13 protein-coding genes are annotated in these 16484 nt (G+C 64.9%); 4 read left to right on the top strand and 9 right to left on the bottom strand.

Translation table 11 applies throughout. The features are described 5' to 3' along the window. Nucleotides 1-24: 24 nt before the first annotated feature. The 7 genes from aroB to pilM all read right to left on the bottom strand — a co-directional run bounded on the left by aroB (nt 25) and on the right by pilM (nt 6669). Nucleotides 25-1158 (bottom strand): 3-dehydroquinate synthase, encoded by a 1134-nt coding sequence (gene aroB, locus DU505_RS11750; RefSeq protein WP_114479175.1) that lies wholly within the window; start codon nt 1156-1158, stop codon nt 25-27. Nucleotides 1159-1163: 5 nt separating this feature from the next. Further along, a complete protein-coding gene (gene aroK / locus DU505_RS11745) occupies nt 1164-1706 on the bottom strand; it encodes a shikimate kinase AroK (protein WP_114479174.1) in 543 nt (180 codons plus the stop codon). Further along, entirely contained in the window at nt 1706-3820 is a 2115-nt protein-coding gene (locus tag DU505_RS11740) for a type IV pilus secretin PilQ (RefSeq protein WP_114479173.1), read from the bottom strand. The genes aroK and DU505_RS11740 overlap by 1 nt, the downstream gene beginning before the upstream one ends. Nucleotides 3821-3897: 77 nt before the next feature. Beyond that, complete coding sequence (locus DU505_RS11735) at nt 3898-4428, bottom strand: pilus assembly protein PilP (protein WP_114479172.1); 531 nt, start codon at nt 4426-4428, stop codon at nt 3898-3900. Continuing rightward, complete coding sequence (locus DU505_RS11730) at nt 4425-5048, bottom strand: type IV pilus inner membrane component PilO (RefSeq protein WP_114479171.1); 624 nt, start codon at nt 5046-5048, stop codon at nt 4425-4427. Before DU505_RS11730 ends, DU505_RS11735 begins: the two co-directional genes overlap by 4 nt. Then, nucleotides 5045-5611 (bottom strand): PilN domain-containing protein, encoded by a 567-nt coding sequence (locus DU505_RS11725; RefSeq protein WP_114479170.1) that lies wholly within the window; start codon nt 5609-5611, stop codon nt 5045-5047. Before DU505_RS11725 ends, DU505_RS11730 begins: the two co-directional genes overlap by 4 nt. Next, nucleotides 5608-6669, bottom strand: a complete 1062-nt coding sequence (gene pilM / locus DU505_RS11720) for a type IV pilus assembly protein PilM (protein WP_114479169.1) — start codon at nt 6667-6669, stop codon at nt 5608-5610. Before pilM ends, DU505_RS11725 begins: the two co-directional genes overlap by 4 nt. 266 nt (nt 6670-6935) lie before the next feature. Between pilM and DU505_RS11715 the strand changes: the two genes are divergently transcribed. Both DU505_RS11715 and DU505_RS11710 read left to right on the top strand, forming a co-directional pair. Continuing rightward, nucleotides 6936-9464, top strand: a complete 2529-nt coding sequence (locus DU505_RS11715) for a penicillin-binding protein 1A (RefSeq protein ID WP_114479168.1) — start codon at nt 6936-6938, stop codon at nt 9462-9464. Between the two features lie 108 nt (nt 9465-9572). Beyond that, nucleotides 9573-10340, top strand: a complete 768-nt coding sequence (locus DU505_RS11710; RefSeq protein ID WP_114479167.1) for a DUF481 domain-containing protein — start codon at nt 9573-9575, stop codon at nt 10338-10340. Nucleotides 10341-10450: 110 nt separating this feature from the next. On the opposite strand, the gene DU505_RS11705 is transcribed toward DU505_RS11710, so the two are convergent. Next, nucleotides 10451-11722, bottom strand: coding sequence for a malic enzyme-like NAD(P)-binding protein (locus DU505_RS11705; protein WP_114479166.1), 1272 nt, complete (start codon nt 11720-11722; stop codon nt 10451-10453). Between the two features lie 283 nt (nt 11723-12005). Beyond that, nucleotides 12006-12221 (bottom strand): 50S ribosomal protein L31, encoded by a 216-nt coding sequence (gene rpmE / locus DU505_RS11700; RefSeq protein WP_110282993.1) that lies wholly within the window; start codon nt 12219-12221, stop codon nt 12006-12008. A 146-nt stretch (nt 12222-12367) separates the two neighbouring features. On the opposite strand from rpmE, the gene DU505_RS11695 reads away from it, so the two are divergent. Both DU505_RS11695 and argS read left to right on the top strand, forming a co-directional pair. Beyond that, nucleotides 12368-14608: a primosomal protein N' gene (locus tag DU505_RS11695; protein ID WP_245947907.1), complete on the top strand. Its 2241-nt coding sequence runs from the start codon at nt 12368-12370 to the stop codon at nt 14606-14608. Between the two features lie 189 nt (nt 14609-14797). Next, nucleotides 14798-16483 (top strand): arginine--tRNA ligase, encoded by a 1686-nt coding sequence (gene argS / locus DU505_RS11690; RefSeq protein WP_114479164.1) that lies wholly within the window; start codon nt 14798-14800, stop codon nt 16481-16483. The last annotated feature ends 1 nt before the right edge of the window (nt 16484 follow it).

The following is a 16484-nucleotide window of genomic DNA, read 5'->3' as shown; positions in this document are numbered from 1 at the left end:
AGTCGGGGATCGACGCGTCTTGCTTTATTCAGGCACGGGAAGGGATCCGTGGCGCGGAAAAGTAGCCAGCAACTCTGTCAGCAGCTCGCGGGGCGTCTCGTCATCGAGCCGCGCATCGCCCAGTCCGCGCAGCAGGACCAGACGCAGACGGCTGTCCACATTCTTCTTGTCCAGCCGCATGAGATCGAGAAAGTCCTCGGCCGCCATATCCGCCGGCGCCGACAGCGGCAGGCCGGCGGCTTCGATGACGGCAGCGGTCCGCGCCACTTCCGCAGCGGAGAGCCAACCGAGTCGCTGCGACAGTTCGGCCGCCATCAACATTCCGGTACCCACGGCCTCGCCGTGAAGCCAGTTGCCGTAGCCCTGGTGAGCCTCGATGGCATGACCGAAGGTGTGCCCAAGGTTGAGCAGGGCTCGCACGCCCTGCTCGGTTTCATCCTCGGCGACGATCTCCGCCTTGATCGTGCAGCTGCGCTCGATGGCCTGAGTCAACGCCGCCGCATCCAGATCACGCAGCGCTGTCATGTTCTCCTCGAGCCAGCCGAGGAAACCGGCATCGCGGATCAGGCCATACTTGATCACCTCGGCGAGGCCCGCCGACAGCTCCCGGGGCGGCAGACTCAGCAGGGTATCGGTATCGATCAGCACCGCCTGGGGCTGCCAGAAGGCCCCGATCATGTTCTTGCCGCGCGGGTGGTTCACACCGGTCTTGCCGCCCACCGAGGAGTCCACCTGGGAAAGCAGGGTGGTCGGCACCTGGATGAAGGCCACGCCACGCTGATAGCAGGCAGCCGCGAAGCCGACCATGTCGCCGATCACCCCGCCACCCAGGGCGATCAGCGTGCAGCGGCGATTGAACCCGGCCGCCAGCAGGGCGTCCCAGATCCGGCTCACGCTCTCCAGCGTCTTGGTTGCCTCGCCATCGGGCAAGACAAGCTCCTCGACCTCGAGCCCCTCGGGAAGCCCTTGGCGACAGCGCGCCAGATAACGGGGGGCCACTGTCTCGTTGGTCACGATCATGACCTGGCGGCCAGCGAGATGGGGCGACAGCCAGGTGGAGTCGCCCAGCATGCCGGGACCGATATGGATAGGGTAGCTGCGCTCGCCCAACGCGACCTGGAGGCTGCGCTGGGGAGCGGGGGATGACGTCAGAGTCATGGGCTTCAGGCCTTGGCTTGAAAGGGGTCGACCAGCCGCTGGATGCGACGCACGATCTCGTTGACCACGGCGCGAGGGCTGCGCCGGTCGGTACGCACCACGACATCGGCGGTGGCGCGGTAAAGCGGGTCTCTCAGCTCGAACATCTCGCGCAGTGTCGCTTCCCGGTCGGGACGCTGCAAGAGGGGGCGATTGCGGTCCTTGGCCACCCGCTTGAGCTGCTGCTCTACGGTGGTGTACAGGTAGACCACGGTGCCCCGTTCGCGCAGGCGGCGACGATTCTCCTCGCGCAGCACGGCACCACCGCCCGTCGCGAGCACCACGGCCTCGAGCTGGGTCAGTTCCTCGATCATCTGCGCTTCGCGCTGACGGAAACCGGCTTCGCCCTCGACGTCGAAGATCCAGGGGATATCTGCGCCGCAGCGAGACTGTATCTCGTGGTCGCTATCAAAGAACTCACGTGACAGCTCGGCCGCCAGAAGGCGGCCGATGGTACTTTTGCCGGCCCCCATGGGACCGACCAGTATCAGATTGGGCAAATCCTGCATCAACGAATCGCCAGACCGTCTTCGAGTATCCGTGGAGTAATGAAAACCAGCAGCTCGACTTTCTGGCTGCTTTCCTCATTGTACCGGAAAAGCCTTCCCAGCACAGGCAGGTCACCGAAGAAGGGCGTCTTCGCCAGTCGGTTCAGCTGCTCGGTGGTCAGTATGCCGCCAAGCACCACGGTTTCACCGTTATCGACCAGGACCTGGGTCTCGATGCTGCTGGTATCGATGGGCGGTTCGCCCGCCGCCACATCCCGGAAGCTGTCGTTGGTCACCACCAGATCCATGATGATGCGATTGTCCGGTGTGATCTGCGGCGTGACCTCCAGGGAGAGCACGGCTTCCTTGAATTCGATCTGCGGCACGTTGTCACTGACGGTCTGGAAGGCACGCTCCTCCCCCTGGCGAATGACCGCCGTGCGCTGGTTGGCCGTGATGATGCGCGGCTGGGAGATCGTCTGGCTCCTGCTTTCGGTCTCCAGGGCGCGGAGCTCCAGGTCGAGGAGGATATCCCCCGACAGGTACCCGAAGCCGAAGCTGGTCATGGGGTTCGCACTACCCAGGTCGACGGCAAGCCCGCCGCGCTGGAACCGGCTGCCGCTCGGGTCGTCGAACTCCCCGGTGAAGGCGCCGCGCCCGTCGCGCTGGCCACCCAGCCCTTCGCCGGTACCGGAAACCATGCTCCCCGAGGAGGCTCCCTCCAGGTTCAGGCGGCTGCTTCCCCGGGAAGAGGCCCCCCAGTTGACGCCGAGCTCCTGGGTCACGCCATCGCGCGCGATCACGATGCGCGCCTCGATCTGCACCTGACGCACCGCCACGTCGAGCCGGTCGAGGGTACGCAGGATCTCCTGCACCTGGTCGGCGGTGTCCTGAATCAGCAGCATGTTGGTGCGCTGGTCCACCGCGACCCGGCCACGCTCGGTGAGCAGCCCGAAGCCGTCGCCACCGCGCAGCAGCTGGGCCAGATCCTCGGCCCGGGCGTACTTGACCTCCACGTACTCCGAAACCAGCGGTGCCAGCGTTTCGACCTGCGCCCTGGCCTCGATCTCCTGACGCTCGATATTGGCCAGCTCGCTGGCAGGGGCCACGACGATGACATTGCCCTCCTGGCGACTGGCCAGGCCATGGCTCTTGAGCACCAGGTCGAGGGCCTGGTCCCAGGGCACGTCCTGCAGGTTGAGGGTGACACGCCCGGTCACGCTATCGCTGGCGACGAGATTGAGGCCGGTGAAGTCGGCGATGACCGCCAGCACCGAGCGGACCTCGATATCCTGAAAATTGAGGGTGATACGCTCACCGGTATAGGGGAATTGCTGACGCACTCGCTGGTCGCGCTCGGCCTGGGTTACCGGCTGCGCCTCGATGGTCAGCTGCCGGCCGCTCTGGGTGGAGAGCAAGGCGAACTCGCCGCTGCCTTCAATATCGAAGGTCACACCATCACGACCTGCCCGCGGGGTAATGCGACGCAGCGGCGTGTTGAAGTCGCTGACGTCGAGCACCTGGTCATGGGATGCCGGAAGTTCCACGTCGCGCATTTCGGCAACGATACGGCTGCGCCCCGCCTCCCTCACCCGCGCATCGACCCCAGCGCGGTCGAAGGTGACGATCAGCCGTCCCGAGCCGCCTTCGCCGCGACGAAAGTCGATATCTTCAATCACAGGCCTGCCGCTGACGGGTGCCGGTGCCGCCGGGCGAGGCTCCGGCTGCTGTGCGGCCGTCACCCTCGGCGCGGCGGCCCCACCGCCGATGGAGAGCCTGAGGCGATCGCCCTGCTGGGCGGTGTCATAGGGCAGCGGGCCCTCGAGGTTGAATACCAGGCGGGTGCGCGACCCCGCCTCAATGGCGGTGACCTGCTCGACGCCCCCAATCCCCAGCGCCATCCGTCGCTGATCCAGCCAGTTGGCGGTATCGACCAGGTCGATGGTCAGCCGCGCCGGCTCGTCCAGTCGATAGCCGCGAACCTCCGGCACACCGTCACTGAACGTCAGGTCAACCTGGAGCTCCCCGCTCTCGCCCTGACGAAAATTCAAATCGGTCAATGCCGTCGCCGCCAGCGCCACCGAGGACACTGCCAGCAGGCAGAGCCCTGCCATTACGCGAATCATCTGTATCATCGTTCCCGTTCCCCCCGCCTGAGACCACACCCCTGTTCGGGCACGGTGATGCAGCCGTCTTTTCTCGTTGTCCCGCTCTAGTCGTCCAGCGCGATACGCGTGTTGCGCTCTACCCAGCCGCCACCGCCCGTGGGCACCAGCTCCACCAGCTGCACCGAGGAGCCCGTGATGCTGACGATCCTGCCATGATCGCGCCCCATATGGCGGCCGATCTGCAGGCGATGCACTTCCCCATCCGGTGCCTTGATGAGGGCATTGGACTTCCCCCCCATGGCCAGCACGCCCACCAGCTCAAGCTCCTCCAGTGAATAGCTTTCCAGCGGCTCGCGAGTCCGGTCGGTATCCGGTGCCAGCCCGGCTTCACCGACCGGCACCGCCTCTGGCTCCGGCAACTGCGGCCTAAAGGGGCTGCGACGATCTCCCTGCTGATAGGGCGTCGCCTCGTAGCTCGGCACCTCCGGCAGCTGCAGAGGCTCCGGCGTACCGGGATTGGCACGAATCGTGGCCAGCTCGCGGTCAAGCGATGACAGCTGAGGATCCGCACAGCCGGATAGCGCCAGCAGCAGGACACCGCTCGCCGCCAGCCAGTCGCGTCGTGTCTCTCTCATGGCGGCACCTCCTGGCCCGACGGAAAGTAGCTGTAGGTGCGTGCCAACATCGATAGCCTCAGGCGCTCGCCCCCCTCTACCGGCGTCAGGGTAAAATCATGCTGGGTAACGATACGCGGCAGCGATGCGATGCCGGCCAGGAAGGCCGCGATATGGTGATACTGCCCCTCCACCTGGATATCGAAGGGACGCTCGATATAGAAATCGCGCTCCACCGTGCCGCGCAGGCGGATGAAGTCGATCGACAGCTGATTATCGATGGCGATCTCACTGATGCTGTCGATCAGCGACGGAATCTCCGCCCCCGATGGCAACATGGCCATGAGTTGATCCATGCGGGATTCCAGCACCGTCATCTGCTCGAGCATCTCCGGTAGCCTGGCGGCCTGGGCGGCCCGATTGCGATAGTCGCGCAACAGCTCTCGCTCCTGCACCTCCACCTGACTCAGCTCTGCCGCCTTGGGGCTGGCGAGGTACCAGTGCATACCAGCAAAGGTGAGGCCGAATATCAGCACGCAACAGATCAACTGCAGCAGCCACGGCCAGGTGCCCGCCTCCTTTATATCCAACTCTCGCCAATCGAGTTCACGTAAGCGACGAAGCTCTGCCTGTAGACTCATGGAGCCTCCTCACCAGGGCTATCAGGCTGGCCCGTCAGCTGGACCACGCTGAGACTGAAGCGCCGCCTGGCACCGCCATCGGCCTCCACTTCCGACAGTACCGGCTCGGAAAGCGAGGGAGCCGCCGACAGCCCTCGCAGCTGATCGGATACCTGATGGTTGCTTTCGGCACGCCCGGAGAGTCGCAGCCGGCTCTCCTGCCGACTCAGCTCGGTATAGTGCACGCCGTCGACGAGGCTGGTGGCCAGGTCACGGAAGACATGCACCGTCTGAGAGCGCCCCTGCTGCAGGTCGCTGAAGACTTCAATCTGGCCGATCATGCGCTCACGAATCGCCTCGTACTCGCCGATCGAACGGATATCGCCCTCCAGGCGCTGCATCTGGTCGCGGATATGGGCGTTGCGCTGCTCCTGGGCCGATAGCGCTTCCTGATAGTGGTAGGTCATGCCAAGCCCCCCCGCCATGCCCAGAACCGCCACCATCGCCATGGCCATATAGAAATACCGACTGCGACGATCTCGCTGCCGCTCTCGCCAGGGGAGCAGGTTGATCTCAATCGTCATGTTGCCGACCTCATCGCCAAGCCGCATGCCGTCAGCATGGCGGGCGCATCACTGGCCAGGGTCTGGACGTCGATACGGGTATTGATCCGCATGCGCAGGAAGGGGTTGGCGATCACCACCTCCATTCCACTCTCCTGCGCCAGCCGTTCAGCCAGGCCGGGGATCACGCTCGACCCGCCGGCCAACACCATACGCCGCACCTCGTGCTTGCGTCCGGCGGTGTAATAGAGCTGCAGCGAGCGGCCAACCTGCTGGACCAATGTGTCGAGAAAGGGCGCCAGCACGCTGGTCTGATAATCCTCGGGCAGGCCACCACGCTTCTTGGCCAGGCCGGATTCTTCCAGGGTCAACCCATAGCGGACACGTATTTCCTCGGTCAGCTGCCGCCCGCCAAAGACGGTATCCCGGCTGTAGGTGACGCGGCCCTCGCGCACGACGTGAAAGGCATTCATGGTCGCCCCGATATCAACCAGCGCCACGCAGTCGTCGCTCTCGCCAGCAGGCGGCAGCTGATGGCGAAGCTCGGTGAAGGCACGCTCCATGGCAAAGGTTTCGACATCCACCGCCGCCGGTGTAAGCCCCGCCTGAACCAAGGCGTCGGTCAACTGATTGACATCCTGCTGACGACAAGCGACCAGCAGGATGTCCTGCTGGTCGCCGTAGCGGGCATTAAGACCCAGCCGCTGGAAATCGAAGGCAACCTCACTGAACGGAAAGGGAATATGCTTGTCTGATTCGAGTTGAATGCGCGCCTCGATCTCATCGTCATTGAGCGAAGCAGGCATCGTCAGTGTCTTGGTGATCGCGGCACTGGCCGGAACGGCAGCCACGGCGAGTTTCGAGGAGGGTCTCGCACTCTCCACGGCACGGCGCAAGGCATCGGCCACCTCGCCCATGTCACGAATACGCCGCTCGACCACGGCACCTTCCCGCAAGGGCCTGACGGCATAGCTGTCGATCTCATAATTGGAGCCAGCTCGCTTGAGCTCGATCAGCTTGACCGTCGCCGAGGTGATATCGACGCCGATCAACCCCTTGCCCGAGGCCCTGAGTCGCATCAATTCATGTACCTGCGTAATCAGTCGCGGTATTCCGCTTGTTATCGATACGCCTTAGATCGCCTGAGCGACAAGGCTCAGAAAGATAATACTCTGCTCTGTAGGAACGAGGTTACATGATATTGGTCGTTGTCACACAAAGTTGGACTTCCGACGCCTCAACGCTGGTGACCGACGGCCTGGATTCATATAATGGTCGACGCCAGTGAAGGCTAGCCTCATCGTCACCCTTTCCTTATTGTCCTCACCACGGATACCGCCTTTACATGAAGTGGATCAAGACCCTGATTTCCTCGGCCTTCTGGCTGCTGATAGCGCTGTCGACCACGGCACTACTCAGCGTGGCCGGCGCGGCCCTCTACTTCACACCCGGGCTCCCCGACGTGCGCCAGCTCCAGGACTTCGAGCTGCATACCCCCCTGCGCATCTTCACTCGCGACGGCAAGCTGATTGGCGAATATGGTGAAGAGCGCCGCATGGCGGTGGACTTCGACGAAATACCCGACGACTTCATCCAGGCGCTGCTTGCCGCCGAGGATGCTGCCTTCTTCGATCACCGCGGCGTCGACCCGCGCGGCCTGGCGCGCGCCGCCGTGGAGCTGGCTTCCAGCGGTGGCGAGATTCAGACAGGTGGCTCCACCATCACCATGCAGGTGGCACGCAACTACCTGCTGACCCTGGACAGGACCTTCACCCGCAAGATCCGCGAGATCCTGCTTGCGCTGCAGATGGAGCGGATCCTCACCAAGGAGGAGATCCTCGAGCTCTATGTCAACAAGATATTCCTCGGCAATCGCGCCTATGGCATTGCGGCAGCGGCGGAGGTCTACTACGACAAGCCCCTCGACGAGCTCAGCCTTGCCCAGAAGGCGATGATTGCCGGCCTGCCAAAGGCGCCCTCCGCCTTCAACCCGCTGGCCAACCCGGAGCGCTCACTGATCCGGCGCAACTGGATCCTCTACCGCATGCGCCAACTCGGCAATATCGACCAGGCCAGCTACGAGGCCGCCGTGCAGGAGCCCGTCACCGCCCGCCGCCACGTCGCCCAGGTCGAGGTAGACGCCGATTATGTTGCCGAAATGGCCCGCCAGTACGCGGTGGAACGCTTCGGTGAGGATGCCTATACCGGCGGCTACCGTATTCATACCACCCTGGACAGTGAACTCCAGCCTTTTGCTCGCGATGCCCTGGCCAACGGCCTGATCGACTACGATACCCGGCACGGCTGGCGCGGCCCGGAAGAGACCGACATCCCCAGCGGCCTCGCCGAGGCCCAGGCGCGCACCGAACGTCGCGGCCTGGAGGAGGAACTTTCCGAGTCGCCTGAAGTACTGGAAACGGCCCGCCAGGCTGCCGAGCGCAGCCAGACTGAGGTCGAGGGCGTCGAGGGCGATGTCAGCAACTGGCTGCGGGTGCTGGAGCGCACCCCGGGATTCGGCCCCCTGCAGCCCGCCATCGTTGTCGCCAACGAAGGCCGCGAGCTGCGGGTGATGACCCGCGGCGGCGAACTGCAGACCGTAGAATGGGACGGCCTGAGCTGGGCCCGCGCCTATCGCAACCCCCGCGCCCGTGGCCCAGAGCCGAGCTCGGCGTCCGAGATCGCCAGCATCGGCGACCTGGTTCGCATCCTGCAGCGGGAAGATGGCAGCCTGAGGCTCTCCCAGCGCCCAGACGCCGAGGGCTCGATCGTGGTGCTGGAACCCGACACCGGCGCGATACTCGCCCTGCAGGGTGGCTTCAGCTTCAATGCCAGCAAGTTCAATCGCGCGGTACAGGCCCAGCGCCAGTCGGGCTCCATCTTCAAGCCGTTCGTCTTCCTGGCGGCTCTCGACACCGGCCTGATGACCGCCTCGAGCGTGGTCAACGACGCGCCGGTGGTGCTGCAGGATGGCAGCAACGAGATCTGGCGCCCGGTCAACTCCAGCGGCGACTTCCTCGGCCCGACACGGCTGCGCGTCGCCCTGGCCCGCTCACGCAACCTGGTCACCATCCGCATACTCCAGACACTGGGACTGGACGCCACCATCGACTACCTGGAAGGCTTCGGATTCGCCTCGAGTCGACTGCCTCGCGGCCTGTCGCTGGCGCTTGGCAGCGCCGACCTGACCCCGATGGAGATGACCAACGCCTATGCCGTGCTGGCCAACGGCGGCTACCAGGTCTCGCCCTGGTTCATCGAGCGTGTCACGCGGGTCAGCGACGACAACCTTATCGAAGAGGCCAGCCCGATGATTGCCTGCCGGGAGTGCAGCGATAACCAGACCGAGGTTGAGATCGACGGCAAGACCTACAAGGTCGCCCCCCAGGTGGCCGACCCCACGGCGGTCTATATACTTACCGACATGCTGCGTGACGTGATCGAGACGGGAACAGGTCGCGCCGCTCTCAGCCTGAACCGCAGCGATGTGGTCGGCAAGACGGGCACGACCAACGACCAGCGTGACGGCTGGTTCGCCGGCTACAACCGCGACCTTGTGACGACCGTCTGGATCGGCAAGGACAACAACGAGTCCATTGCTGAATATGGCGGCAATGCCGCCCTGCCGATCTGGATCGAGTTCATGGGGCGCGCGCTCGATGGTCGCCCTGAAGCCCGGCCCGAAAGACCCTCCGGCCTGATACAAGCCAGGGTTGACGGCCAGACCGGGCGCCGACTTACCGATGGCCAGTCCGGCGGTATCAACGAAATCTTCCACCCCGACTACCTGCCGGATATGGAGCCGCGCCGTATCGAACAGGAGGTCGAGCAGAGCAGCGGCTCCCAGGGCAGCGGGAGCTACGAGGCAATATTCTGAACCCATCATTTCGCCGGGCGGCAGGGACGCCGCCCTTTACGTCTTGCCAACCGCGTCTGCCGCACTCACGTGCGGCCCAGTCTCACGGAAAAGCAGGTACGCCTTGTCATGCAACGCCCCACAGCACCCTCCTGGTTCACCTTCAGCCTCTTTGCACTATTCGGCACCGCACTTCCCGGCATCGCTCAGGCGACAGGCTTCTTCTATGCACCCCCACCCCCGGACGACGATGCCCCCTCCTTCAGCGGCGAAGCCGAACTGGGCTACACCCACCTCTCCGGCAATACCGACAGCCAGACGCTGATAGGCAAGAGCCGCCTTTCCTGGCTGACCGGGGACTGGACGCACACGCTGCGCGGGGAAGTTCGCAACGTGAACCGCAACGGCGACACCAGCGCCGAGCAGTATCTGGTGTCGGGCCGGGAGCGCTACGATTTCGACGGCCCCCACTATGTGTTCGGCTTTGCCCGCTGGGAAAAGGATCGCTTCAGCGGGTATAACCAGCAGTCCACGGTCATTGGCGGCTACGGCCGAGACATCATTGAGAGCGATCGCCACCAGCTGTCCCTCGAAGCCGGGCCGGGCTATCGCCATGACCGCATCGACGATGAAGGAGACCGGGGGCTAGCGGTGATCTACAGCGCCCTCGACTACCACTGGACGCTGTCGAAATTCGCCAGCCTCCGCCAGGAGATGTCGGTGGAGTCCACCGACGAGAACACGACCTCACGTTCTCTCTCGTCACTGACCGCCCGCCTCAATTCGCGCCTGTCCCTGAGGCTCTCGCATGAGGTCAAGCACAACTCCAACCCTCCCGAGACGGCCGTGGCAGACACCGACAACACCACCAACGTCACGCTGCTCTATAACTGGTAGGCCTGATCGACAGACCAGATAGACAGACCTGATCAACAGAAAAGTGCCTCCTGGACGCGCTGCGCCGGCCCAAAAGGCCGGCGCATCGACAGACAGGACATTCAGACGCCTCAATTGCCGTAGACGTCATCCACGGTCTTGAGCGGGTAGTGGGCCGGATAGGGCCGGCGCGCCACGCCGGAATCCACTGCCGCCTGGGCCACCGCCGAGGTGATCCTCTCAAGCAGGCGCACATCCACCGGGGTGGGAATGATGTACTCGGGGCCGAACGCCATGTGGTCAAGCTCGTAGGCATCGAGCACCGCCTGGGGTACCGGCTCGCGAGCCAGATCCTTCAGCGCATGCACAGCCGCGACCTTCATCTCCTCGTTGATGCGCGTGGCTCGCACGTCCAGCGCGCCGCGAAAGATAAAGGGAAAGCCCAGCACATTGTTGACCTGATTGGGATAATCCGAGCGACCGGTGGCCATGATCACATCCGGGCGCGTCTCCCGCGCCAGCTCGGGATTGATCTCTGGATCGGGGTTGGTGCAGGCGAAGACGATGGGGTTGGGCGCCATCTTGCGAATATGATCGGCCGTCATCAGATTGGGCCCAGAAAGCCCGATGAAGACATCGGCACCGTCGATGGCATCGTCCAGGGTTCGCTTCTCGGTTTCCACGGCGAACATCGCCTTGTAGGGATTGAGCCCCTCGCGCCCGGCATGGATCACGCCGCGACGATCGAGCATCACCAGATTCTCGGGGCGGGCACCGCAGGAGATCAGCAGCTTCATGCAGGCGATGGCTGCGGCACCGGCACCCAGGCAGACGATCCTGGCGTCTTCGAGTCGCTTGCCGGCGATATCCAGCGCGTTGAGCATGCCCGCCGCGGTGACGATGGCGGTACCATGCTGGTCATCGTGGAAGACGGGGATACTGCACTGCTCGATCAGCGCCTGCTCGATCTCGAAGCACTCGGGGGCCTTGATATCCTCGAGATTGATACCCCCCCAGGTGTCGGCAATGCGCGCCACGGTATCGATGAAGGCCTGGGGACTCTCGGCATTGACCTCGATATCCACCGAATTGATGCCGGCAAAGCACTTGAACAGGACCCCTTTACCCTCCATGACCGGCTTGCTGGCCAGGGGCCCCAGGTTGCCCAGGCCGAGAATGGCGCTGCCGTCGGAAATCACCGCGACCAGATTGCCCTTGCCGGTGTAGCGGTAAGCATTCTCCGGGTCACGGGCGATCTCACGGACCGGCTCGGCGACGCCGGGGCTGTAGGCGAGGGAGAGATCACGAGCCGTCGCAGTGGGCTTGGTCAGCTCCACCGAGAGTTTTCCGGGAATGGGCTTGGCGTGATAATCCAGCGCGGCCTGCTTCTTGGCATCTGTCATTCTGTGATCCGGTATCCGTGTAGCGTATATAGGAAAGAAATTCAGAATATAGAAAAACCTTCCATTCCTCAATGCCCGGCCCGTTCGCGCCTTTTCTTCGCCTGTTCATGACCATTCGCCGCCATTTGCTGTAACTTATGCCTGGGGACCCAGTCATAAGACATTCCTTATCGCGCCGTGCCTCCGAGGTACGGACAAGAGTTACAGGCAAGAGGTACAGGCAAAAAGAAACCCGCCACCTGGGCGGGTTTCCTTTCGGCCGCAGCCGCGGGCAAGCCGCGTATCAGCCACGCTTGATGGCGGCACCGAAGCGCTTGTTGAAGCGTTCGACGCGACCACCGGTGGTCGCCTGCTTCTGCTTGCCGGTGTAGAAGGGATGACACTGGGAACAAACGTCCAGTGACAGGTCGTGGCCAACCGTGGAGCCGACCTCGAAGGTCGCGCCGCAGGAGCAAGTGGCCGTGACCGTCTTGTAATCGGGGTGGATACCTTGTTTCATCTTGAGCCTCATGGAGCGGTATGCCGCCACCTGATCCGTTGCCAGGCACCGCATACGGGTTGTCTGTCGTCTCTAACCGGTTGCCGCCGGGAGCACCAGGCGCCACGACGGCGGAACATTCTAGCAGAGCCGAGGCCGGAGGCCAATTGCCCGACTCATCTTGCATTAGCCCCTCCGTACTGCGCGTGGCCATCCCCACGCCACTGCGGCGGCTTTTCGATTATCGGCCGAGCCAGGCGCCACCGCCCGACGGCTGGCAGCCGGGCATTCGCGTTCGAGTGCCTTTCGGCCGACGTCTTGTCGTGGGCGTGGTAGAGAGCTGTCGCCATGACAGCGACCTGCCACTGGCCAAGCTGAAGCCAGTGGAAGAGTGGCTGGATGCGTCCCCGCTGCCGGCCGACTGGCTGTGGCTGTGCCGCTTCACTGCCCGCTATTACCAGCACTCGCTGGGCGACACCCTGCACCAGGCCATGCCGGTCCTGCTGCGCCAGGGCCGGCCCGTGGCGGGCCGCATGCGCGAACAGTGGCGCGTCACCGACAGCGGCCGGGGCCCGGGTGACGAACGCCTCAAGCGCGCCCCTCGCCAGGCCGAGCTTCTGGCCATGCTGCGCCAGCACCCCCACGGCCTGCCCACCCAGGCGGTCGTGGCTCAGTCCTTTACCCGCGAACAGCTGCTGGCCCTGGTAGAAAAGGGGCTGCTCGAGCGCCAGGAGACCCCCCTGACGGCCTCCCCTCAGCCAGCCAGCGGCCACCTGCTTGCCGAACCGTCGCTGCCGCTGAAACGGGAGCAGGCGGCAGCTCTGGCGGCCATCCACGAGAGACTGGACCATTTCCACCCCTGCCTGCTGCACGGCGTCACCGGCAGCGGCAAGACCGAAGTCTATCTTCAACTGATCGAAGCGGTTGTTAGCCGCGGCCGGCAGGCACTGCTGCTGGTACCCGAGATCGGGCTCACCCCCCAGACCCTGGCCCGTTTCCGCCAGCGCTTCCAGGTGCCGGTGGTGGCACTGCATTCGGGGCTGACCGACAACGAACGCCTGGACGCCTGGGAAGCCGCCGCCAGCGGTCGGGCACCCATCATCATCGGCACCCGCTCGGCCATCTTCACGCCGCTCTCCCGCCCCGGGGTCATCATCGTCGACGAGGAGCATGACGGCTCGTTCAAGCAGCAGGAAGGGCTGCGCTACCATGCACGGGACCTGGCCGTGGCGCGCGCCCACCACCATGGCATCCCGCTGGTCCTTGGCACCGCCACCCCATCGCTGGAGAGCCTGCACCACGCCCGCAGCGGCGCCTACCGTCACCTGAGGCTGACCCAGCGCGCCAGCCGTCACGCCCCGGCCCGGCTGGAGCTGGTCGACCTGCGTGGACGCCCCCGCCAGGGCGGCCTGATTCCTCCCGTGCTGGAGGCGATTCGCGGCACCCTCGATGCCGGCCATCAGGTACTGGTGTTCATCAATCGACGTGGCTTCGCCCCCACCCTGGCCTGCCACGCCTGCGGCTGGCTGGCCGACTGCGACCACTGCGATGCGCGCATGACCCTGCATCGCCAGCCGCCCGTGCTGGCCTGCCACCACTGCGACAAGCGGCGCCCGATTCCAGACGCCTGCCCGGCCTGCGGCAGCGGCGATCTTCGTCCGCTCGGCAGCGGCACCGAGCGCACCGAAGAGACCCTGGCCGCCCTCTTCCCCCAGGTGCCGGTACACCGCATCGACCGCGACAGCACCCGCCGCCGCGACGCCTTCGAGGCGATCCTGACCGAGGTGAAGCGCGGTGAGCCCTGCCTGCTGGTGGGCACACAGATGCTTGCCAAGGGACACCACCTGCCCCATGTGACCCTGGTGGTAGTGGTCAATGCCGACGCCGGGCTCTACGCCAGCGACTTTCGCGCCCTGGAGCACAGTGCCCAGCTGCTGGTGCAGGTCGCCGGCCGAGCCGGCCGCTCGTCCCACCCAGGCCGGGTGCTGGTGCAGACACTGCACGACGACGACCCGCACCTGCGGCTGCTGGCGGAAACCGGCTATGACGCCCTTGCCGAGCAACTGCTGGCCGAGCGGCGCGCCGCGGGCCTCCCCCCCTTTCGCTTCCTCGCCCTGCTGCGCCTGGAAAGCCCCCGTGAGGACGCGGCCAATGCCCTGGCCTCGAACGCTTCGGCGGCACTGCGCGAGTGGCTGCAGGCACGCGGGCTCGGCGTGGACTGCCTGGGCCCGGTGCCAGCGCCCATGGAACGGCGCCAGAACCGCTACCACCTGCAGCTGATGCTGGCCAGCGACAAGCGCAGCCAGCTCCATGAAGCCTGCGCCCAGCTCACCGCCTGGCTGGAGGCAACCCCCGAGGCACGCAAGGCCCGCTGGTCGCTGGATGTCGACCCCCAGACGCTCTCCTGACGACAATTCAAGCCACTGGGCCAGGGCGCCCTAGAACAGCCTGCCTGCGCGGGGTTTAAAGCCGAGGCACAATTGCCGATAATGGGCGATCATGCCCGACCGGGCGAGTTTTCATGCCTGCGTCCGCCCGCCAGTCGCACAGTCACCCTTAACCCGATGCGGGCCCGGCGCTACAGGACAACAGACTTCATGAAAGAAACGATCGTTTCCCTGCTCGAGAATGCCCTCGATAACCTCAAGCAGCAGGGTGTGCTGCCCGCGGATGCCGCCCCCGCCATCAAGGTCGACCCCACCCGGGACAAGGCCCACGGCGACTACGCCACCAATCTGGCGCTGATGCTCGCCAAACCGGCCGGCAGGAAGCCCCGCGAGCTGGCAGAAGCGCTGATGGCGGCCCTGCCCGCCAGCGAGGCGGTACAGAAGGTCGAAATCGCCGGTCCCGGCTTCATCAACTTCTTCGCTGCCACCGATGCCGCCGCGCAGGTAATACGCCAGGTACTGGAGGCCGGCGACACCTTCGGCCGCAACCTGACGGGCAAGGGTCAGAAAGTGCAGGTGGAGTTCGTTTCCGCCAACCCCACCGGCCCGCTCCACGTGGGCCACGGTCGCGGCGCGGCCATCGGCGACTGCATCTGTCGCCTGCTGGAAGCCACCGGCTTCGACGTCACCCGGGAGTTCTACTACAACGACGCCGGCGCCCAGATCAGCAACCTGGCGCTGTCGGTACAGGCTCGGGTCAAGGGCATCGAGCCCGACAGTGCCGCCTGGCCCGCCGACGGTTACCGCGGCGACTACATTTCCGAGGTAGCCAAGGATTACCTGGCCGGCGAGACGGTCCATGCCGACGACCGCCACGTCACCGCCAAGGCGGACCCCGACGACCTCGACGCCATCCGCGACTTCGCCGTGGCCTGGCTTCGCCGCGAGCAGGATCTTGATCTCAAGGCCTTCGGCGTCTCGTTCGATGTCTACTTCCTCGAATCCTCCCTCTACGACCAGGGCAAGGTCGAGGAAACCGTCGAGCGGCTCATCGCCAACGGCCACACCTATGAGCAGGACGGCGCCCTTTGGCTGCGCACCACCCGTTTCGGTGACGATAAGGACCGGGTGATGCGCAAGTCGGATGGCAGCTACACCTACTTCCTGCCCGACGTGGCCTATCACCTTAACAAGTGGCAGCGCGGTTTCAGCACGGTAATCGATGAACAGGGCGCCGACCACCACTCGACCGTGACCCGGGTACGGGCCGGCCTCCAGGCCCTGGAGGCCGGAATTCCCGAGGGCTGGCCCGACTACGTGCTGCACCAGATGGTGATGGTCACCCGCTCAGGGGTCGAGGTGAAGCTCTCCAAGCGTGCCGGCAGCTACGTCACGGTGCGCGACCTGATCGACGAGGTGGGCCGCGACGCCACCCGCTTCTTCCTGGCCGCCCGTCGGGCGGACTCCCAGTTGACCTTCGACATCGACCTGGCGCGCTCGCAGTCCAACGACAACCCGGTCTATTACGTGCAGTACGCCCATGCCCGGGTCTGCAGCATGCTGCGCAAGGCCGACGCCGAATCCCTGCATTTCGATCACGACCTGGCCATGGTCAGCCTGGCAAAGCTGGAAGCGGAGCAGGAGAAGGCGGTGATGAACCGTCTGGCTCGCTTCCCGGAAGTCGTTTCCCATGCAGCCCTGTCGCGGGAGCCGCAGCAGGTGGCCCAGTACCTGCTGGACCTGGCCGCCGAGTTCCACTCCTGTTACAACGCCGTCAAGGTGATGGTCGAGGATGACGAACTGCGCAATGCCCGACTGGCCCTGGGCCTCGCTACGCGTCAGGTACTGCGCAACGGGCTCGACCTCATGGGCGTCAGCGCCCCGGAGGAAATGTAAG

It is taken from the genome of Billgrantia montanilacus, assembly GCF_003336675.1.
GTDB classification, from domain to species: Bacteria; Pseudomonadota; Gammaproteobacteria; order Pseudomonadales; family Halomonadaceae; genus Halomonas; species Halomonas montanilacus.
This window is presented reverse-complemented; position numbering and strand designations above follow the sequence as displayed.